The organism is Streptomyces sp. NPDC002520, assembly GCF_053595235.1.
In genome coordinates, this window is record NZ_JBSFXG010000013.1 from 60,406 (window position 1) to 80,998 (window position 20,593).

Annotated in this window: 15 protein-coding genes; 9 read left to right on the forward strand and 6 right to left on the reverse strand. The window is 71.8% G+C overall.

Annotated features, from left to right (window positions below; all coding sequences use genetic code 11):
- Positions 1-39: 39 nt before the first annotated feature.
- Entirely contained in the window at positions 40-855 is an 816-nt protein-coding gene (locus ACWD5D_RS19920; RefSeq protein ID WP_451374028.1) for a hypothetical protein, read from the reverse strand.
- A gap of 280 nt (positions 856-1,135) precedes the next feature.
- Here ACWD5D_RS19920 and ACWD5D_RS19925 point away from each other — a divergent pair, with 280 nt between their 5' ends.
- Positions 1,136-1,690, forward strand: coding sequence for a DoxX family protein (locus ACWD5D_RS19925; protein WP_451374029.1), 555 nt, complete (start codon positions 1,136-1,138; stop codon positions 1,688-1,690).
- 90 nt (positions 1,691-1,780) lie between these two features.
- Here ACWD5D_RS19925 and ACWD5D_RS19930 read toward each other — a convergent pair whose 3' ends face one another.
- Positions 1,781-2,764, reverse strand: coding sequence for a helix-turn-helix domain-containing protein (locus ACWD5D_RS19930; RefSeq protein ID WP_451374030.1), 984 nt, complete (start codon positions 2,762-2,764; stop codon positions 1,781-1,783).
- A 56-nt stretch (positions 2,765-2,820) separates the two neighbouring features.
- On the opposite strand from ACWD5D_RS19930, the gene ACWD5D_RS19935 reads away from it, so the two are divergent.
- On the forward strand, positions 2,821-4,125 hold the full coding sequence (locus tag ACWD5D_RS19935) for an MFS transporter (protein WP_451374031.1): 1,305 nt from the start codon (positions 2,821-2,823) through the stop codon (positions 4,123-4,125).
- Positions 4,126-4,286: 161 nt separating this feature from the next.
- Here the strand turns inward: ACWD5D_RS19935 and ACWD5D_RS19940 are convergent, their stop codons facing one another.
- A complete protein-coding gene (locus tag ACWD5D_RS19940; RefSeq protein WP_451374032.1) occupies positions 4,287-7,073 on the reverse strand; it encodes a SpoIIE family protein phosphatase in 2,787 nt (928 codons plus the stop codon).
- Positions 7,074-7,605: 532 nt separating this feature from the next.
- Between ACWD5D_RS19940 and ACWD5D_RS19945 the strand changes: the two genes are divergently transcribed.
- Entirely contained in the window at positions 7,606-8,394 is a 789-nt protein-coding gene (locus tag ACWD5D_RS19945) for a ribonuclease BN (RefSeq protein ID WP_451374169.1), read from the forward strand.
- A gap of 9 nt (positions 8,395-8,403) precedes the next feature.
- On the opposite strand, the gene ACWD5D_RS19950 is transcribed toward ACWD5D_RS19945, so the two are convergent.
- Complete coding sequence (locus ACWD5D_RS19950) at positions 8,404-10,866, reverse strand: SpoIIE family protein phosphatase (RefSeq protein WP_451374033.1); 2,463 nt, start codon at positions 10,864-10,866, stop codon at positions 8,404-8,406.
- Between the two features lie 240 nt (positions 10,867-11,106).
- Here ACWD5D_RS19950 and ACWD5D_RS19955 point away from each other — a divergent pair, with 240 nt between their 5' ends.
- The 3 genes from ACWD5D_RS19955 to ACWD5D_RS19965 all read left to right on the forward strand — a co-directional run bounded on the left by ACWD5D_RS19955 (position 11,107) and on the right by ACWD5D_RS19965 (position 15,567).
- Positions 11,107-13,170, forward strand: a complete 2,064-nt coding sequence (locus tag ACWD5D_RS19955) for a SpoIIE family protein phosphatase (RefSeq protein WP_451374034.1) — start codon at positions 11,107-11,109, stop codon at positions 13,168-13,170.
- Positions 13,171-13,293: 123 nt separating this feature from the next.
- A complete protein-coding gene (locus ACWD5D_RS19960; RefSeq protein WP_451374035.1) occupies positions 13,294-14,772 on the forward strand; it encodes a glutamate-cysteine ligase family protein in 1,479 nt (492 codons plus the stop codon).
- 111 nt (positions 14,773-14,883) lie between these two features.
- A complete protein-coding gene (locus tag ACWD5D_RS19965) occupies positions 14,884-15,567 on the forward strand; it encodes a DUF6215 domain-containing protein (protein WP_451374036.1) in 684 nt (227 codons plus the stop codon).
- Between the two features lie 148 nt (positions 15,568-15,715).
- On the opposite strand, the gene ACWD5D_RS19970 is transcribed toward ACWD5D_RS19965, so the two are convergent.
- Together ACWD5D_RS19970 and ACWD5D_RS19975 are read right to left on the reverse strand one after the other, a co-directional pair.
- Positions 15,716-16,498, reverse strand: a complete 783-nt coding sequence (locus tag ACWD5D_RS19970; protein ID WP_451374037.1) for a PDC sensor domain-containing protein — start codon at positions 16,496-16,498, stop codon at positions 15,716-15,718.
- A gap of 37 nt (positions 16,499-16,535) precedes the next feature.
- Entirely contained in the window at positions 16,536-17,276 is a 741-nt protein-coding gene (locus ACWD5D_RS19975) for a FadR/GntR family transcriptional regulator (RefSeq protein ID WP_451374038.1), read from the reverse strand.
- 110 nt (positions 17,277-17,386) lie between these two features.
- Here ACWD5D_RS19975 and ACWD5D_RS19980 point away from each other — a divergent pair, with 110 nt between their 5' ends.
- The 3 genes from ACWD5D_RS19980 (at position 17,387) to ACWD5D_RS19990 (ending at position 20,586) form a co-directional block, all read left to right on the forward strand.
- A complete protein-coding gene (locus ACWD5D_RS19980; protein WP_451374039.1) occupies positions 17,387-18,418 on the forward strand; it encodes an ABC transporter ATP-binding protein in 1,032 nt (343 codons plus the stop codon).
- A 74-nt stretch (positions 18,419-18,492) separates the two neighbouring features.
- Entirely contained in the window at positions 18,493-19,689 is a 1,197-nt protein-coding gene (locus ACWD5D_RS19985) for an ABC transporter substrate-binding protein (protein WP_451374040.1), read from the forward strand.
- 3 nt (positions 19,690-19,692) lie between these two features.
- The gene (locus ACWD5D_RS19990; RefSeq protein WP_451374041.1) at positions 19,693-20,586 is read left to right on the forward strand and encodes an ABC transporter permease; all 894 of its coding nucleotides are present in this window, start codon (positions 19,693-19,695) and stop codon (positions 20,584-20,586) included.
- Positions 20,587-20,593: the final 7 nt, after the last annotated feature.

Consider the following 20,593-nt stretch of genomic DNA (forward strand, 5'->3'; position numbering starts at 1 on the left):
CCACGGGGCCGGCGCTCGGGGGCAGACGGTGTCCGGCTGTCAGCTCGTCGGCAGCTGGTCGTAGGTTCTGAAGGTGTATATCGCGTCGTAGGACATCTGGTTTCCGCTGGCCGCCGGAAGCCCGAGCCGGCGGTTGAGACGTCCGGTCAGCGGCCCGCAGTTCTCCGCGGCAGGAGCGGTGAAGGTGTCGTCGTACGCCGAGAACCTGATCAGCGGCGGGTTCTTGGAGAGCCACTGCGAGGGGCCGGACCGCTTCAGACGGAAGTCGACCGGCGCGCTCGCGCCGATGGCGCAGTCATGGGGCAGCAACGGGCTCAGCAGGCGGAACCGGAGGCTGAACTGCCCTGTGTAGAAGTCGGACCGGTCACCGTACTCCGGTCGGATCGCCAGCCCCGGCTGCCGTGCGTGGTCACCGGCCGGGGTGCCGGTCAACCCGCCCGGCACTGCCGTCGGCGTGCTGTGCATCGCACCCCACACCTGGCCGTTCGTTCCGTCCGGGAGCGGGCCCTCGGCGTGCGTCATGGTGATGGGGGCGAAGGTCACCGAGATCTCGCCGATCGTCAACTGCGGCGAGGCGGTGTGTACTTCACACCTCCAACGGGTCGGATCGACGCCGGCGGGAAGGGCGGGGCAGTCGCTGAAGTCGGCCGGAGGCTCGTCAATGGCTGCTCCGTCGGAGGCGGCGGCAGGGGGTGTGGAGTTCGCGTAGCCCGGGGTGTAGGCGCCCGAGAGTCCCGCGAGGGCGGCAGCACCCGCGACGGCGAGCGCGGCGCGCCGGGCGAGAGGGAGGCGCCGGCGACCGGGAGAGCGGCCGGCATCGACGGAACTCCGGCTGTCTGCGGTGTTGATCGACATGCCCTCAGCCTGCCGTCCGTCCAGCACCCGGCACTATCGGTGACGCCCCCACCGCGCCCCTGAGTGGACCCTGACGTGGTGTCAGGGTCCAGGGCCGGATACCCCGTCACCGTGTGAGGGACACCCAGAACCGGCCCGCCCCGACCCGACCCGGCGGCCGGCATCCCATCACGGTGCAGCCCCTGACCCAGCGCTTGCTCGGCCCGCTCCCGATGTGCACATGCGCTCCTGTTGCGGAAGTATCGGCAGGGCCGGAACACCCACGCACCGGAGCACTCAGATGGCGAACCACAGCACGGATCAACCACAGGATTCCACGTCACCGGCAGCACGGCAGGCCCAGGGAGTTCAGGTGTCCGTCGCCGACTGTGCGCTGCTGCTCGTGCGGATGGCATTCGGATTGATCATGGCCGGGCACGGCTCCCAGAAGCTCTTCGGGCTGTTCGGCGGGACAGGTCTGACGGCGACCGGCACGGGCTTCGCCCACCTCGGCTTCCGTCCCGGCAAGCTGTTCGCCCTGATCGCCGGCCTCTCGGAGTTCCTCGGCGGCCTCGGCCTGGCGGTGGGCCTGCTCACCCCTCTGGCGGCAGCCGCCCTGATCGGCGTGATGATCAACGCCATGGCGACGGTCACCGGCGCGCACGGCCTGTGGGACGTGGACGGAGGCATGGAGTACAACATCAGCATTGCCGTCGTGGCGATCGCGGTCGCCGCACTCGGCCCCGGGCGGCTGGCCCTCGACCGGTTCTTCCCGTGGGGCACCGGAGGCTGGACCGAAGCGGCTGTCGCTCTGGGCCTCGGGGGTATCGGCGCGGCGATCACGCTGAGCCTTTGAGCACCGGCGGGAGAAGGCATGCCTGCCGAATCCGAGGGGCCTCCGGCATTCCCATGCGGCCCGAATCCGCGGAGCCGCGGACCCGCGCGTCTAACGGCACAGTTCGTCGCCCAAGGCCGTGCGCCGGTAGCGGACGGTGCGACCGCTGCGGGTGCGGCTGAGCAGACCCGCGTCGTAGAGGACGGCCAGGTGCTGACTGACCGCGCCAGGGGTGACCTCGAGGCGGTGGGCGAGTTCGGTGGTGGAGGCCGGTTCGGCGAGGATGCCGAGAAGTCGGGCGCGCGGGCGGCCGAGGAGTCGTATCAGGGCACGGTCGGTGACCGGCGGAGGCGCCTCGGAGAGGGTGGCGCGACCGCGGGCCGGATAGATGAGCATCGGCGGGCGTGACGGGTCGATCACCGTCTGGGCGCCGCGCGCGAACAGGGTCGGCACCAGTACCATTCCGCGGCCGGCGATGCGGATGTCGGCCGACGGCCACGGGGCGGTGTCACCGCGGCGCAGCAACAGCAGCTGGTCACCGGACCACACCAGCCGGGGGTCGAGCCCGGCGAACAGCGCGGCGGCACCCTGCTCGGCCAACACGCGCGCCTGATGCGCAAGATCGGCCTCCAGGATGCTGTGCACGCGCGGCCACCAGCTGTCGCTGAGACAGGCATGCCAGTAGGCGTCGAGGGCATCGGTGAGGCGGACGAGGAAGGCCGCCGGATCGGCCAGGCCACGGGCGACGAACGGCGGGATGGCGTCTTCGGTGCGGTAGGTGGCGCGGAAGTCCGCGGTGACGACGTCCGGCGGGGTGCGGCGGACCTCGTCGAGTTCTTCGGCGAAGGCGGGGCGGGTGCGCCCCGGGCGGGGGGTGAGGAAGTCGGGCACCCACAGCCAGGGGGCGACCAGGGCGGTGAGCAGTTCGCGGTCGAGGGTCTCCAGGCGGGGACGGAAGCGGCGCAGCCAGGGCCGGTGGTGCGGGAAGCGGGCCGGGTCGTGCAGGCAGCGCAGGGAGAACACCGCCTCCTGAAGCGGGGAGCAGGCGAAGGAGGTGCTGGCGAGGTCACCGACGGCGAAGCGGAACTCCATCATTGAGCGCCACGCTAAATCAATGTCGGCCCCCGGCGACAGGGGGTTCGCTGGTGGGCATGACCTCGACACCAGTCTCGCAGGACCCTGACCAGCAAGGGAGTTCGGCCGCGAGCCGCGCGACCCGCGCAGGCGGACTGCTGCCCGCCGATCCGGCGCTGCGTCTCGCCGCCGTGCTGACCGCCATCAACTCCCTGGGCAACGGCCTCTGCTTCCCGCTCGGCGTCCTGTACTTCACGCGCATCGTCGGTCTGGACGCGACCTCGGTGGGTCTCGGCCTGACGATCGCCGGTCTGGTGGGGGTGGCCGCCGGAGTGCCTGCCGGGCGGGCCGCGGACCGGTGGGGTGCAGGGCGCGTCGGGGCGCTGCTGTGGGGCGGCACCGGGATCGCCACGGCGACCTATCCCCTGGTGCACTCCTACGCCGGGTTCCTCGTCGCCGTGATCTGCGCGACGGCCTTGCAGATGGCGAGCCGTGGAGTGCAGGGCGCGCTGCACGCCGATGTGCTGCCGAGGGCGACGCGGGTCGAGGCACGGGCGTATCTGCGGACGGTGGTGAACGTCGGGATGGGCGTGGGAGGAGCGCTCGGCGCCGTCGCTCTCCAACTGGACACACGGGGCGCGTATGTGACGTTGATCGTGCTGAACGCGCTGTCGTACGCGGGTCCGGCCCTGCTGTTGCCCCGGTTGCCGCTGGCGCCGCATGTGCACGAGCGGCCGGTGCCGGACGCCGGGGCTCCGGCCGCCGACCGCTGGCGGGCGGTGCGTGACCTGCCGTTCCTCTCGGTGACCGTGCTGCACGCGGTGCTGGCCGTGCAGTACTCGCTTTCCGAGGTCGGGCTGCCGTTGTGGATCGTGGAGCGCACGCAGGCGCCGCGCTGGACGGCGGCCCTGCTGATGATCGTCAACTGCGTGCTGGTGGCGCTCCTTCAGGTGCGGGTCGCCCGCCGCGCCTCCCGAGTACCCAGCGCGGTGCGGGCGATGGGCTGGTCGGGGGCGCTGCTGGCGGTGGCCTGCGCCGTGTACGCCCTGTCCGCGGGTCTGTCGCCGGTGTGGGCGGTGCTGGCGCTGACGGCTGGTGCGGTGGTGCAGGTGCTCGCGGAGGTGCTGTCGGCGGCCGGGGGATGGACGCTCGGCTACGAACTCGCCGACGCTCGCGCGCACGGCGTGTATCAGGGGGTGTTCGGCGCGGGCATGTCGGCGGGGCTGATGGCGGGGCCGGCCCTGGTCACGGTCACCGCGATCGCCCACGGCGGTCTCGGGTGGGCGGTGCTCGGCGTGCTGTTCGCCGTGGCCGGGCTCGCCGTGGCGCCGTCCGTACGCTGGGCCCGCCGTGACGGTGCCTGGCGGGGCGAGGCGGTCTGAGAGGCCGTCGGCGTCCGTGCGCCGGGCCGGCCTGCCGGGGCATGGCGAGGCGGTCTCAGAGTCCATCGGCGGCCTTGGGCCGATGCATCCCCGATGAGGCATGGCCCGGCGAGACGGCCCGAGACCGACCTGTCGCGCTCCGCCCGCCCGACGGCCCGGTGTCACCAGGCCATCTCCTCGAAGAGCTCGGTCGGGTCCGGTTCCCGGGCCTCGTCCAGGGCGAGTTCGGCCCAGATCACCTTCCCTCGTGCCATGTAGCGGGTGCCCCACCGTTCCGCGAACTGGGAGACCAGGAACAGGCCGCGGCCGCCCTCGTCGGTGGTGGCCGCGAGCCGCAGCCGCGGCGAGGTGTTGCTGCCGTCCGCCACCTCGCAGACCAGGGTGCGGCCCAGCAGCAGCCTGACCCGCACGGGCGGGGCGCCGTAGCGGAGGGCGTTGGTGAGCAGCTCACTGAGGATCAGTTCCGTGGCGAACGCCGAGTCCTGGAGTCCCCACCCGTCGAGACGGCTGTTCACCTCCGCCCGGACCCGGGACACGGCCGCCACCTCGAACGGCACGTCCCAGACCGCGATCCGGGACGGGTCCAGCAGCCGGGTCCGGGCGACCAGCAGCGCCACGTCGTCGCTGGGCTGTTCGGGCAGCAGGGTCTCCACGAGGGCGCGGCAGGTGTCCTCGGGCGTCGGGCCCGCGCGGGCGACGGTCGAGCGGAGCAACTCCAGGGCCTCGTCGACGTCCCGTCCGCGGTGCTCGATCAGACCGTCGGTGAACAGCACGAGCCGGCTGCCCTCCGCGAGGTCCAGTTCGCCGGCTTCGAAGAGGGCCCCGTCCGCTCCCAGGGGCGGTGACAGAGGGAGGTCGGGGAAGGTCACCGTGCCGTCGGGGGTTGCCACGGCGGGGGCGAGGTGCCCGGCGCGGGCGACGGTGCACCGGCCGCCGGCGGGGTCGTAGACGGCGTAGAGGCAGGTGGCTCCGGTGAGGGGGGCGTGGTCGTCGTCGGTGACGGCGGCCTGGGTGTCCAGGCGGGTCACCATCTCGTCGAGGCGGGCGAGCAGTTCGTCCGGGGGCAGGTCCAGCGCGGAGAAGTTCAGCACGGCGGTGCGCAGCCGGCCCATGGTGACCGCGGCGTGCACGCCGTGGCCCACGATGTCCCCGACCACCAGGGCCACGCGGAAGCCCGGCAGCGGGATGACGTCGAACCAGTCGCCGCCCACTCCTGACTGCGCCGGCAGATAGCGCGAGTCGACGTCCAGCGAGTCCTGGTCGGGCAGGCCCACCGGCAGCAGGCTGCGTTGCAGGGTCACGGCGAGGGCGTGCTCGCGGGCGTACCGGCGCGCGTTGTCGATGGCCACGGCCGCCCGGGCCACCAGTTCCTCGGCGACGGCGACGTCCTCCTCCTCGAAGCGGTGCGAGCCCGCGCCCCGCCAGAAGTTGACCATGCCGAGGGTCACGCCCCGTGCCCGCAGGGCCACCGTGATCAGCGAGTGGATGCCGTAGTCCAGCGCCTGCCGTGCTCCCTCCGGGTCGTGCGTCCGCCAGTCCTGGGCACTGTCGAGGTCCGGGACCAGGACGGCCCTGCCCTGGCGCAGCGCCGCCGACATCGGCGTGTCGGCGGCCATGAGCCGGATCAGGTCCCCGACCGGCTGCAGCGGATGCCCGGGCTGTGCCTCGCGCAGCGCGGTGCGGCGCATCGGGTGGAGGGCGCCCGTGGGTTCCTCTCCCCGCAGTACCGGCTCGAGGAGTTCCACGGTGACGAAGTCGGCCAGGCGCGGGACGGCCACCTCGGAGAGTTCCTCGGCGGTGCGCCGTACGTCGAGCGTGGTGCCGATGCGGACCCCGGCCTCGTACAGCAGGGTCAGCCGGTTCCGTGCCACCTCGGCCTGTCCGGTCAGGGCTCTCAGCTCCGTGGTGTCACGGAGGGTGGCGACCAGGCCCTGGGCGTTGCCCTGGGGCGCGATGAGCCGTGTGTTGACGGCCAGCAGGCGGTCGCCGGCCAGCAGGACCTCGTCGGAGGCGGCCTCCTCCGAGACGACCAGGTCCGCGAGGCGGGGGCCCAGACCCAGTTCCGTGACCGGGAGTCCGTCCGCGTCACCGGGCAGGTCCAGCAGGCGGCGTGCCTCGTCGTTCGCGAGCAGCAGCCGCCCGTCGCCGCCCACGATCAGGACTCCCTCGCGCACGGCGTGCAGCACGGCGTCGTGGTGCTCGTACATCCGGGTCATCTCGGCCAGCCCCAGGCCGTGGGTCTGGCGCATCAGCCGCCGGCTGACCAGTGCGGTGCCGGCCGTGGCGAGCGCGAGGGCAACCGCGGCCGCTCCCACCAACTCCGGCAGCTGGTTGTCGATCATATGGCCCAGCGTGTCGTACCCGATGCCGGCGCTGACCATGCCGACCACGCGCCCGTGGGCGTCCAGCACCGGAACCACGGCGCGCTCGGCGTCTCGCGGCCGGCCGTGGAAGGTCTCGGTGAACGTCTCCCCGGCGGCTCCCCGGGCGACACCCGGCGCCTTGGTGCCGATCAGATCGGGGGTGGTGGCGGTGAGCCGTATGCCCTGCTTGTCGAGCACGCTGATGAAGTCGACGCCGGATCCGATCCGCGCCTTCTCGGAACTCGCCTGCAACGCAGCCGTCGGATCGGGTGACTCCAGGGCGAGTACCGTGCCCGGCGCGTGTGCGAACCCCTCTGCCGCGGCCAGGGTCCGGGACCTCGCGGACTGCTCCGCGCTGTGCCTGCCCTGCACGATCAGGGCCGTCGCCGCCACCGCGACGAGTACCAGCACGATGAGGGCCTGCAGCAGGAACACCTGCACGGCGAGTGTGCGGACGCTCAGCGACGGCGAGAGCCGGCGTCCGGGTGAAGGCCAGGACCCGGGACCATGGGACGGACGGGATGCCCCCGAGGCGCCGGGCGACGGCGTCGCTCTCGCCCTATATCGGCGGGAACGTGCGCTCATGCCTCTTTTCTAGCACTGCGGCTCCATGGAGGGCGAGCGCTGGTACCGCCGTCGGTACGCGCTGCCGCCGGGGCGGGGACGGGCCCGCGGTACGGACGGGACGCACGGGGTGGGCCGGCCGTCCCCCGCGCCCCGTACGGCCGGCCGGAGGGGGCGCGGAGGCGGCCAGCAGCAGGCCTCGCGCACGGCGGCGAAGCTGTGCCACCGCTCCGGCCGGCGACGCGCCTGCCGGCGGAGAATCGGCCAACCTCCTTGCTTTCGAAAGGAGTTCGAGCTTCTCGCACACGAGACGCAGGTCTCGGCCGACGGGATGGCGGAGGGGACCCGGCGCGGAACCACATGGCGGCTCCGGCGCTTGGCGGGGCCGGGTCCGCGGACGGTGCCGGGTTCGGCGGTCGGCCACTGCCCGCGCCGCCGCCCGCCTTCTGCCTCTCCGGCCGGGCGCGCGATGCCGCTTGGGCCGATCATCGTGACAAGAGACCCGTCGAGTCCCGTGCGGCGAGCAGTCGAGCAGGGAGGGACCGTGAGGCAGTTGCGGCGCGGCCTCCACCGCGCCTGGGAGTGGATCGCCGTGGACGCCCTGCTGCGGCGCGGCCGCCAGCTGGAGCTGCTGCACCGGGCGATGGGGTTCGCCACGCTGGCTCTGGTGACCCTCGCACCCCTGCTGATCGTGGTCGCGGCGTTCGATCCGCTGGTGCGGGGAGGTTTCGCGTCGTGGCTGTCGGACGGCATGGGGCTGTCCGGGCAGTCCGCGCACGTCCTCACCGACGTGTTCAGTCCCCCGCGCGAGGTCGTGGGCACCACCAGCGCGTGGAGTGTGCTCATGCTCGCCCTGTTCGGGGTGTCGTTCGGGGGCAGCGTGCAGAACGGCTACGAGCGGATCTGGAACCTGGCCGCCGGGCCCTGGCACCGGGTGTGGCGGCAGGCGACCTGGCTGGTGGTGCTGATGGCGTACCTCTACCAGGAGGTGCAGACGAAGACGGCGGTGCACGGGGCCGCGCGGATCGTGCTGTCCACGGTGACCGCGGTGCTGTTCTTCTGGTGGGGCCAGCGCTTCCTGCTGGGGGGCCAGGTCCGCTGGCGCGACCTGCTGCCGGGCGCCGTCGCCACCACGCTCGGACTGGTCGGGCTGCGGGCCTTCTCCATCCTCGTCTTCACGCCGCTGATCGTCACCAACGCGCTGAGCTACGGCGCGGTCGGAACCGTGCTGGTGGTGGAGTCGTGGCTGATCGGTGTGGGGTTCGTCGTCTACGGGGGCGCGCTGCTCGGCCGCTGGTTCCGCGAGCACCACTGGACGCCGTCGCACGACCAGGAGACCTGACCGGGCGCCTCAGGGCAGTTCCTGCTCGGCCCAGATGATCTTTCCCTGGGCCGTGTACCGGGCGCCCCAGCGGTGGGCGAGCTGGGCGACCAGGAACAGTCCGCGGCCGCCCTCGTCGGTGCTGCGGGCGTGCCTGAGCCGCGGGGCGGTGCTGCTGCAGTCGGAGACCTCGCAGGTCAGGCGGGCGTCGCGGAGGAGCCGTAGCCGGATGGGCTGGCAGGCGTAGCGGATCGCGTTGGTGACCAGTTCACTGACGATGAGTTCCGTCGTCATGGCCAGCTCGCCGAGCCCCCAGTGCTCGACCTGGCGGGTCGCCGCGGCCCGCACATGGCCGACGGCGGCCGGGTCGGCGGGCACGTCCCAGGAGACGACGTGGTCGGCCCCGAGGGCGTGGGTGCGGGCCAGCAGGAAGGCGACGTCGTCGTCCTGGGGTGCGGGCACGAGCCGCTGGACGGCGGACGTGCACAGGGTGCCGAGGTCGGCCCGGGTGTCGGCGAGGGCCCGACCGAGCCGCGTCATGCCCTCCTCCATGTCGTGGTCGTGTCCCTCGATGAGGCCGTCGGTGTACAGCCCGAGCAGGCTGTTCTCGGCCAGCTCGATCTCGGTGGCCTCGAACCCCATGCCGCCCAGTCCGAGGGGTGGTCCGGCGGGGATCTCCGGGAAGTGCGCGCGGCCGTCCGGTGCGACCACGACGGGTGGCGGATGGCCGGCCCGGGCCAGGGTGCAGCGCCGGGAGACCGGGTCGTAGACGGCGTACAGGCAGGTCGCGCCGGTGAAGGTCGCGGTGCTCCGGTCGACCGGGTCTCGGTCGCTCTGCTCGCCACTCAGCCGTAGCACCAGGTCGTCGAGGTGAGCGAGCAGTTCGTCCGGGGGCATCTCCATGTCGGCGAGGGTCTGCACCGCGGTGCGCAGGCGGCCCATGCTCGCGGCGGCGGCTATCCCGTGGCCCACCACGTCGCCGACGACGAGACCCACGCGGGCGCCGGACAGGGGGATGACATCGAACCAGTCGCCGCCGACGCCTCCGGTCGGGTCGGCCGGCTGGTAGGAGGAGGCGACCTCCAGTGCCGTGCCGCCCGACAGGACGTGGGGAAGCAGGCTGCGCTGGAGGGTGACCGCCGCGTTGTGCTCGCGGGTGTAGCGGCGGGCGTTGTCGAGACACACGGCCGCGCGTGCCACCAGTTCCCGGGCGAGCAGGACGTCGTCGGGTCCGAAGGAGACCGGGTTGAGCGAGCGTACGAAGGTGGTGAGGCCGAGGACGGTGTTGCGGGCCCGCATCGGCACCGAGATGAGGGAGTGCAGGCCGTAGTCGCGGACGCGGTCGGCGCGGGAGGGCTGGTCGGTGATCCACCCGGTCTCGGCGGGGTCGAGGACCGGGACGAGGATCGGATCCCCGTTCAGGAGCAGGTTGCCGTCGTTGGGCGGGGGGACGAAGTCCACCTCGTCGCCGATCTGGGCCACCGCCTCGGGACAGCCCTCGCGCACCGAGCGCATCGCGGTGCGGCGCATCGACGGCCTGGCGGGAGCCGGGCCGGCGTCACTCAGCCAGGCTCCGTGGCCCTCGGTGCTGAGCACGGGTTCCAGGAGGTCGACGATGACGAAGTCCGCGAAGCGCGGGACGGCGAAGTCGGCGAGTTCCTGGGCCGTCCGCGTCACGTCGAGCGTCGTGCCGATGCTGGTCCCGGCCTCGTTCACCAGGGTCAGGAGCTGGCGGGCGTTCCACCGCTCGGTGACGTCCGCGACCATGTAGCAGACCCCGGAGACGGCGCCGGCGGCGTCCACCAGGGGGAAGAACGAGGTGGAGTAGGCGTGCTCGCGGTGCGGATCGGCCCAGCTCCAGCCGACGTACTCGTAGTCGTTCACCGGTTCTCCGGTGGCCAGCACCTTGCGCATCCGCCCCTCGATGGCGTCGGTCTGCAGTCCGGGCAGCACGTCGCTCATCCGGAGGCCGAGCCGCTGCTCGCGGGGGACGCCGCCGAAGCGCTCCAGGGTGTCGTTCAGCCACACGTAGCGCAGGTCGAGGTCCATCACACCCATGCCGACCGGGGCGCGGGCCAGGAAGCCGTCCACGACGGACTCGCCCGCGGTCCACCGCCGGCGCTGTTCGCGTGCGGAGACCAGGAAGCACTCGTCCGCGCCGACCCGGAAGAACCCCGAGACACGCAGATCGACGTCGATACGGCGCCCGTCACGGTGGCGCACGGTGACGAGACCGCTCCACCCCGCTCCGGCGCGGCACCGCTCGGCGATGCCGGCCACGCGCGCCGGGTCCTCGGCCTGGGCCAGCAGGCGTGCGACGGGACGGCCCACGACGTCCGCGGTGGCGTAGCCGAGCAGATCCTCGGCAGCCCGCGTCCAGCCGGCCACCATGCCCCGCACGGTGATCAGTGCGGCCGCGTCGCTGGACGCGTCGAAGTGCCCCTGCGACCCGGCGGGTGGAGTCGCGTCGAAGCCGTTTCGCGCAGAATCCATCTGTTCCTTCCTCTACACCACCATGGTCCTGCTTCGCGGCCCGATGTGCACGGGCCGGGCCGCACACCACGGGACCGGCCCTCCCGGAATCCGTCCGAAGGCCGCCCGGCAGGGCCGTGAAGTGGGCGCGACGCCGCCGCGGAGGCAGCATGGAAGGAGTACGCACGAGCGCTCGGACGAGCAGCCGTGCCGGCAGCGGCCGGAACAGGAGGCCGACCGGCTCGTGGAGGTGGTTCCTGGATGGCCGTGGACTCCTACCGGGCCGACGACGAGCACAGCCCCCAACGCCTGCGGCCGACCGGCTTGCTGGACACGCTCAGCGTGGCCGCGGTGGCTCTGGACAGCAAGGGGCGCATCGTCTTCTGGAGCCCGCAGGCCGAGGAGCTCTTCGGCTACACCGCCGAGGAGGCCCTCGGCTCGTACGCGGCCCGGCTGTTGGTCCATCCCGAGCATCTGAAGTCCGTGGTGAGCCTGTTCACGGACGTGCTGGAGACCGGCCGGGGCTGGGCCGGTGCCTTCCCCGTCCGGCACAAGGACGGCTCCAGCCGCCTGACCGAGTTCCGCACCATGCGACTGCTGGACGACCTCGGCGACGTGTACGCCCTGGGCATCGCCGCCGACCACACCCTGCTGCAGCGCATCGAGACCGACCTCGCCCTGGGCGAGCAGCTGATCAACCAGTCCCCCATCGGCCTCGCCCTCCTGGACCCCGACCTGCGCTACCTCCTGGTCAACCCGGCGCTGGAGCGGATCGACGGCGTCCTGGCCGAGGACCACATCGGCCGCCGGCTCCGCGAGACCCTGCTGTTCCTGGACGTCGCCACCGTGGAGTCGGCGCTGCGGCAGGTGCTCGCCACCGGCACGCCACTGCTCGACCAGTACCACGTGGGTCATCCCCCGGCCGATCCCGCCAACGAGCACGCCTGGTCGCTGTCCTTCTACCGGCTGGAGGACCCGAGCGGGCGGGTCCTGGGCGCGGCGGCCTCGCTCGTCGACGTCACCGAGCGGCACCGCGCGGCGGACGAGGCCGACCGGGCCCGGCGCCGCCTGGCCCTCGTCGCCGACGCCTCCACCCGCATCGGCACCACGCTGGAGGTGGAGCAGACCGCCCACGAACTGGCGGAAATCGCCACGCCGGTGCTCGCGGACGTCGTCGCCGTGGACGTCCTCGACGCGGCGCTGTCCTGCCGGCGCACGCGCCGGCCCGACAACGGCCCCGAACTGTTCCGCGCCCTCGCCCTCAGGGCGTCCCATCCGACGGTGGCGCTGCGCGCCGCCGACCCGCCGGGAGACCTCGCCGCCTACGACGGCGACCGCCTGGTCACCCTGTGCGTGCACACCGCGCGCCCCGTCCTGGTGCGCGAGGTCGGGGAGCGCGATCTGCCGCGCATCGCCCGCAACGCCGAGGCCGTCGCACTCCTGGAACGGGCGGGCGTGCACTCGTACCTCGCCGTTCCGCTGATCGCCCACGGCGAGGTGCTCGGCGCCCTGGACCTCAAACGGACCCGCAACCCGCTGCCGTTCGACGACGACGACATCATCCTGGCCACCGAACTCGCCGGGCGCGCCGCCATCGCCATCGACAACGCCCGCTGGTTCCAGAGCGTGCGCAACACCGCGCTGACCCTGCAGCGCAGCCTGCTGCCCGACCACTCGTCGCGGCACACCGGCCTGGAACTGGCCACCCGTTACCAGCCGGCCCAGAGCACCAGCGAGGTCGGCGGCGACTGGTACGACGTCATCCCGCTGACCGGCGACAAGACCGCCCTGGTGGTGGGCGACGTCATGGGCAACGGGATCGACGCCGCCGCCACGATGGGCCGACTGCGCACAGCGACCTGCGCCTACGCGGACCTGGACCTGCCTCCGGAAGCGGTGCTGCGGCATCTGGACAAGATCACCTGCGATCTGGAGCACTACATCGTCACCTGCCTGTACGCGGTGTACGACCCCGCCACCCGGCAGTGCACCATCGCCAACGCGGGACACATGCCGCCCGCCCTCGCGCGCCCCGGCCGGGCGCCCGCGTTCCTCGACCTGCCGCCCGCGGCGCCGCTCGGCGTGGGCGGTGTCCCGTTCGAGACCGCCACGGCGGAACTCTCCCCCGGCGATCTGCTCGTCCTCTACACCGACGGCCTCGTGGAGACCCGCCACCAGGCCATCGACGACCGTCTCGACGCCCTTCTCGCCTTCCTGGACGAACCCGGCCGGCCGCTGGAAGAGACCTGCGACCTCCTGCTGCACGGACTGCGCCAGCCCGACGACCACGACGACGTCGCGCTGCTGGTCGCACGGACCCTGTAGGCCCGCGTTTCCGGTCACCGCACAGAGAAGGGTTCCGGGCTACGCTCGTCCGGCGTGGTGGGGACCGTCGGGCGGTGCGACGCTGGTGGGAGAGGTGTCCCAGAAGGGGATCCAGGAGGGCCGATGGGACGTGACGTCCCGGCGCTCGTCTTCACCCGCGAGGACCGCCGCCGGTACCGGATCAAGATGCACGAGTGCCTCGACGCGTTCGCGCAGATGCTGCGCGACTCACGGTTCGAGTCCGAACGGCCCCAGGTGGGGCTGGAGATCGAGCTGAACCTCGTCGATGCCGAGGCGGAACCCGCGATGCGCAACAGCGACGTGCTGGAGGCGATCGCGGATCCCGCCTGGTCCACCGAACTGGGCCGGTTCAACCTGGAGATCAACGTGCCGCCCCGGCGGCTGGTCGCGGGCGGTCCGGACGCCTGGGAGGCGGAGATCCGTGCCGCTCTGAACCACGCGGAGGAACGCGCGCGGTCGGTCGGCACGCAACTGGTGATGGTCGGCATCCTGCCCACGCTCCGGCAGGAGGACATCGGCGAGGACTCGCTCTCCGAGAACCCCCGCTACCGGCTGCTCAACGACCAGATCTTCGCGGCCCGCGGCGAGGATCTGCGCATCGAGGTGGACGGCGTCGACCGGCTGCGGACGTACGCGGACACCATCACCCCGGAAGCGGCGTGCACGAGCACGCAGTTCCATCTCCAGGTGTCCCCGGAGAGCTTCGCCGGGTACTGGAACGCGGCGCAGTCCATCGCCGGCGTCCAGGTGGCGCTGGCCGCCAACTCCCCGTTCCTCTTCGGCAAGGAGCTGTGGCACGAGACCCGTATCCCGCTGTTCGAGCAGGCCACCGACACCCGTCCCGAGGAGATCAAGATCCAGGGGGTGCGGCCCCGGGTGTGGTTCGGGGAGCGGTGGATCAACAGCGTCTTCGACCTGTTCGAGGAGAACCTGCGCTACTTCCCGGCCCTGCTCCCGCTGTGCGACGACCAGGATCCCGCGGAGACGCTGGGGTCCGGGGACACCCCCGAACTCTCCGAACTCACCCTGCACAACGGCACGATCTACCGCTGGAACCGGCCGGTGTACGCCGTCTCCCACGACCGCCCGCACGTCCGCGTGGAGAACCGGGTGCTGCCCGCGGGCCCGACCGTCGCGGACACCCTCGCCAACGGCGCCTTCTACTACGGCCTCACGCGCGCCCTGGTGGAGGAGGAGCGGCCGGTGTGGTCGCGGATGTCGTTCGCCGCCGCCGAGGAGAATCTGCACACGGCGGCACGCCATGGCATCGAGGCGCTCCTGTACTGGCCCGGTATGGGCGAGGTGCCGGTGCCGGAACTGGTCCTGCGCCGGCTGCTGCCGCTGGCGCACCGGGGCCTGGAGCAGTCGGGGATGGACGACGCCTGGCGCGAGCCGCTGCTCGGCATCATCGAGCAGCGCTGCGTCACCGCCCGCAACGGGGCCGTGTGGCAGAAGGAGACGCTCCACCGCATCGAGGCCACCACGCATGCCGGGCGCCACGAGGCACTGCGGCGGATGACGGAGTTGTACATCGACTACATGCACCTCAACGCCCCGGCCCACACCTGGCCGGTCGACTGACCGGACAGACCCGCGGAACGCGGATGCCGGACGCGACGATCACCGGCTACGCTCCTCCCGCAGGTGTTCGGGGGGGAACACCGGATCGAGGGATCAGCAGAGGTGGGGGACATGACCGTCGATTCCGCATCCGAGAAGAGCCACAGACCGGGGCTCCAGGCAGTCGCGGCGGTGGCGGTGGTCGCAGGCGCGCTGGGGGGACTGTGGGCTCTGGGCGAGGTCGGCGGGAACACCGGGGACAGGGGGCCTGCCGCGTGCTCGCCCAGTCATGACAAGCGGGCGTCCACGTACGTGTCGGCCGCCCGGCTGTGCGAGGCGCTGAACCGGCCTGACCTGCCGACGCTTCTCGGCGCACCGCAGGAGCAAGCGGAGACCGCCTACGGCTCCGAGAGTTCGTTCGTCGACGCCGACGGCACCAGGACGGGCACGCCCCAGGCGGAGGTCTCGACGAAGACGTACTCCGTCAAGCTGGAGGCGTCCGACGTGGATATGCCGGTGGCCGACATGGCCGACATCCTGGGCGGTTCGACACGGTCGAGGACGGTCCTCGGCCATCCCGCGATGCTCTACTCGGACCACACGATCGCCTTCGACCTCAAACTCGGCGACGAAAAGGTCAACACCGGCACCGGTGGCATCGCCCACCACCTGGTGGTCGCGACGGACAGGAAGGACGGCGGCCGCACGTTCGAGATCGCCATCTGGCGCCAGGACGACCTTCCTCCCGACGAGACGGCCCTGATGCGCATCGCCGAACGGGTTCTGCCCACGGTCCCCGGCTGGAAGGCCGGCTGAGACCGCCTGTGCCGCGGATGCCGGCCGGCAGCAGATGCCGGCAGGTTGACGATGAGGTACGCGTACCGGCCACCGGAATGACCCGTCGGGGTGAATCGGGCGCATCAGAGGGGCCCCGGCCTGATCCGGTCCGTCACGTGCCGCTCGGTCAGAGTGCGGCCAGAACAAGGACGAGCGGGACGCCGTGGCAAGGCACCAGGCGCAGACCGTCGTGTTCGCCGGGCGTCGCCGTGGCGAGCAGCTCGCCGAAGTCGGGGCCCTTGGTGAGGGAACCGGCGAGGTGGCCGGGGTCGGCGGAGGCGGCCACCCGGCCCCGGGCGTTGACCAGGTACGCGGGCCGGGGAAGGCGTCGCAGCAGGGGCAGGACGGCCGCCTCGAAGTGCCGCAGGTACACGTCCGCGGCGGCCACCCCGGCGAACCGTCCCTCCACGTGGACCGGTGCGGACAGCGTGAGGCTGTACTCGTCGGAGCAGAGGTAGTCGACGTACGGTCCGGCCACGGCGCGGCGCCCGGTGTCGCGGGGCAGGGCGAACCAGTCCCAGTGCGTGTAGTCCGAGTACGCGGACCGGCCGGGGTCGAGGTCGGGCAGAAGGGGGCGTACGTCGCCGTCGGCGCCCGACTGCCACCACTCCAGCCACGCGGGGACGTCGGCGAGGAGGCCCGGGGACGCCACGAAGCCGACGCCGGAGACGAGTTCCTGGCAGGCCAGGCGCAGGTGCAGTCCGGGGCGGAGGGCCGCCAGGTCCGCACTGGTCGGGCGCCGTCCGGCGGCGGTGACCCTGGCGAGCAGGGCCGTCGTGTCGGCGCGGGTGGCGGCGACGGCGTCGAAGACGGCATCCAGGGCGCCGCCGACCCGCGTGGCCACCCAGGTCTCCGCGTCGGTGTCGAGGGTCGCGGTCGCCGGGGCGGCCTGCCCGGGGCTCCAGGCCATGGTGTCCTCCAGCGGACGGGAACCGGACGCGGCGCGGTCAGAGGGTGAGGCGTACGGCGACGAGCCGCGCCGTCGTCTCCCTGACGCACCGCTCGGCCAGCGTGCCGGCCGTTTCGTGGGCCCCATCCTGCACGGAGGAGATCACGACGCGGTGACGGTCCGCGACTTCTTCACGATATTCGTCGCACCCCAGGACCAGGCAGAGCAGTGCGCCCACCTCGCTCTGCAGCGCGACCTGTTCCCGGGTGAGCCGGGCGGACTGGGCGGCGGCGGCGAGTTCGACATGGAAACGGCCGTACAGGCGACTACGGGCGGGCGACTGCTCGGCGAGCACCAACTCTGCGGCCGTACGGCGTAGTTGGTGCAGGTCGGCAGGTTCGGTGCGGTGGGCGGCGAGGCGGGCGGCGGCGCCGGACAGGGCGGCCCAGTGGTCGCCGAGGTCGCGCAGTTCCTCGGTGCTCCAGTCGCGCAGCCTCTCCCTGAGCCGGTCGTCCGCGGGCAGGTCGGGCAGCGAGACGAAGCTGCCGCCGCCGCGGCCCCTGCGGGTGACGACCAGTCCCCGCTGGCGCAGGGCCATCAGCGCCTCGCGCAGGGTTACCGTGGAGACCCCGAGCTGCCCGGCCAACTCGCTCTCGCCGGGGAGTTGTTCACCCTCGGCGAGGAGGCCCAGTTCTATGGCGTCCCCTATGCGGCGGACGACCGCGTCCACACGCGCCCGGTTCTCCACCGGACTGAAGACGGCTCTGCGCGCGCCGCCTTCCGCTTCGAACTGTCGCACGGTCACCGCCTCCGACATGGCACAAGCTTTACCTCAAGGGGACCTTGAGCTTTGAACTATGACTTCATATGTTTGCGCACAACGTTGGAACGCGCCAGAAAGGTTCCCACATGGAGGGGATAGCGATCCGGCTGCAGGACGTGCGGAAGTCCTTCGGCGGGACGACCGCCGTGGCCGGCATCGACCTGGAGGTCCGGGACGGGGAGTTCTTCTCCATGCTCGGCCCGTCCGGTTCCGGGAAGACCACCGTCCTGCGGCTCATCGCCGGATTCGACACGCCCAGCGCGGGCCGGATCGAACTCGCCGGCCAGGAGGTCACCGGTCTCGCCCCGTTCGAACGGGACGTGCACACGGTGTTCCAGGACTACGCCCTGTTCCCGCACATGACGGTCGAAGAGAACGTCGCCTACGGCCTCAAGGTGCGCAGGGTGGCCAAGGCCGAGCGGCTCGTCCGTGCCCGCGAGGCACTCACCGAGGTCCGTCTGGAGGGGTACGGCCAGCGCCGGCCCGCCCAGCTCTCCGGCGGGCAGCGGCAGCGCGTCGCGCTCGCCCGCGCCCTCGTCGGCCGCCCTCGGGTGCTGCTCCTCGACGAGCCCCTCGGCGCCCTCGACCTGAAGCTGCGCGAGCAGATGCAGGTCGAACTCAAGGCGATCCAGCGGGAGGTGGGCATCACCTTCGTGTTCGTCACCCACGACCAGGAGGAGGCCCTGACGATGAGCGACCGCATCGCCGTCTTCGACCAGGGCCGCATCGCCCAGGTCGGCACCCCGGCCGAGATCTACGAACGCCCCGCGACCTCCTTCGTCGCGAACTTCGTCGGCACCTCCAACCTGCTCGAAGGAGAGACGGCCCACCGGATCCTGGGCGCGCCCGGCACCTACAACATCCGGCCCGAGAAGATCCGCGTGCTGAAGGAGTCCGCCGAGGCGGACGAGCCCGAACACGCCACCGTCACGGGCACCGTGGCCGAGGCGGTCTATCTCGGCGACGCCACCCGCTTCCTCGTCGACCTCGACGGCGGCGGGCGCCTCACGGCGCTCCAGCAGAACCTGGAGACCTCCTCCGAGGACGTCGCCGCCTACCGCGGCACCCGGGTCCGCCTCCAGTGGCACAACCGGCACGCCGTCCCGCTCCCCTCCTGACCCCGCTCTCCCTTTCCCCCCGCGATCCCGCAACTCCCGTTCCACGCAAGGCTCCCTCACACTTGGAGAACGTCGTGCGTCTCACCCGAACCCTGCGGGCCACGGCCTGTGGTGCCGCGCTGCTGCTCGCCTCCGCCTGCGGCTCCTCCGGCTCCGGCGGCTCCTCCGCCACCGGCCTCAATCCGCCCGACCTCAAGGCCCCGACCAAGCTCGGCAAGACCGAGGGCCAGGTCAACCTGATCGCCTGGGCCGGATACGTCGAGGACGGCTCCAACGACCCCAAGGTCGACTGGGTCAGCGACTTCCAGAAGCAGACCGGCTGCCAGGTCCACTCCAAGGTCGCCGCCAGCTCCGACGAGATGGTCAAGCTGATGAAGACCGGCGAGTACGACGCCGTCTCCGCCTCCGGCGACGCCTCCCTGCGCCTGATCGCCTCGGGCGACGCGGCCCCCGTCAACACCGCTCTCGTCCCCAACTACAAGGACATCTACAGCGGGTTGAAGAACGGCGCCTGGAACTCGGTGAAGGGACAGATGTACGGCATCCCGCACGGCCGGGGCGCCAACCTGCTGATGTACAACACCCAGAAGGTGAGCCCCGCGCCCACCTCCTGGTCGGCGGTCTTCGACGACGCCTCGAAGTACAAGGGCCACGTCACCGCCTACGACTCCCCGATCTACATCGCGGACGCGGCGCTGTATCTCAAGGCCACCAAGCCGGAGTTGAAGATCAAGGACCCGTACGCGCTGGATCAGAAGCAGTTCGACGCCGCCGTGGACCTGCTGAAGAAGCAGAACGCGGACATCGGCGAGTACTGGGGCGACTACCTCAAGGAGGTGTCGGCCTTCAAGAGCGGTGACTCGGTCGTCGGCACCTCCTGGCAGGTCATCGCGAACCTCGCCGCCTCCGAGGGTGCCAAGGTGAAGGCGTTCGTCCCGAAGGAGGGCTCGACCGGCTGGTCGGACACCTGGATGGTCTCCGCCAAGGCCAAGCACCCCAACTGCGCCTACAAGTGGCTCGACTGGATCGTCTCCCCCAAGGTCAACGCCCAGGTCGCCGAGTACTTCGGGGAGGCCCCGGCCAACGCGAAGGCCTGCGCCGAGACCAGTGACAAGACCTTCTGCACGACCTATCACGCCGCGGACGAGGGCTACTGGAAGAACATCGCCTTCTGGAACACGCCCATCGAGCAGTGCCTCGACGGCCGCAAGGACGTCAAGTGCGTCCCCTACGCCAAGTGGGTTCAGGCCTGGACCGAGATCAAGGGCTGAGGCGTGACGACCGACGTGACGACGGCCGCCGGACGGGGAACCGTCCGGCGGCTCGCCGGGGCCCTGCACCGCAGGCCCCGACTGCGACTGACCCTGCTGCTCACGGCTCCGCTGCTGTGGCTGACGGTCCTGTACCTCGGCTCGCTGGCGGTGCTGTTCGTCTCCGCGTTCTGGACGACGGACTCCTTCACCTCTCAGGTGGTGAGGGTCTGGTCGACGGACAACTTCCACGAGCTGTTCACGACGCCGGTGTTCCGCCAGGTGGTGCTGCGCAGCGTCGGCGTGGCGCTCGCGGTGACCGCACTGTGCGCCGTGATCGCCTTCCCGGTCGCCTTCTACACCGCGCGGGTGGCCCGGCCGAAGTGGCGTCCGCTGCTCGTCGTGGCGATCCTGACACCGCTGTGGGCGAGTTACCTGGTCAAGGTGTACGCCTGGCGGCTCATCCTCTCCGAGGGCGGCCTGGCCGACTGGATGCTCGCGCCGTTCGGTCTGAGCGGTCCCGGCTTCGGCCTGCCCGCCACCGTGCTCACCCTGACCTACCTGTGGCTGCCGTACATGATCCTGCCGATCCACACGGCCCTCGAGCAGCTCCCGGACAACCTGCTCGACGCGTCCGCGGACCTCGGCGCACGCGCGGGGCGGACCTTCCGGTCGGTGGTCCTGCCCCTGGTGCTGCCGTCCGTCGCCGCCGGTTCCGTCTTCACCTTCTCGCTCAGCCTCGGCGACTACATCACCGTGCAGATCGTCGGCGGCAAGACCCAGCTCATCGGCAACCTCGTGTACTCGAACATCGAACTCAACCTGCCCATGGCGGCCGCGCTCGGCACCGTCCCCGTGGTCGTGATCGTCCTGTACCTGCTGGCGATCCGGCGCACGGGCGCCCTGAGCAGCCTGTAGGAGGAGA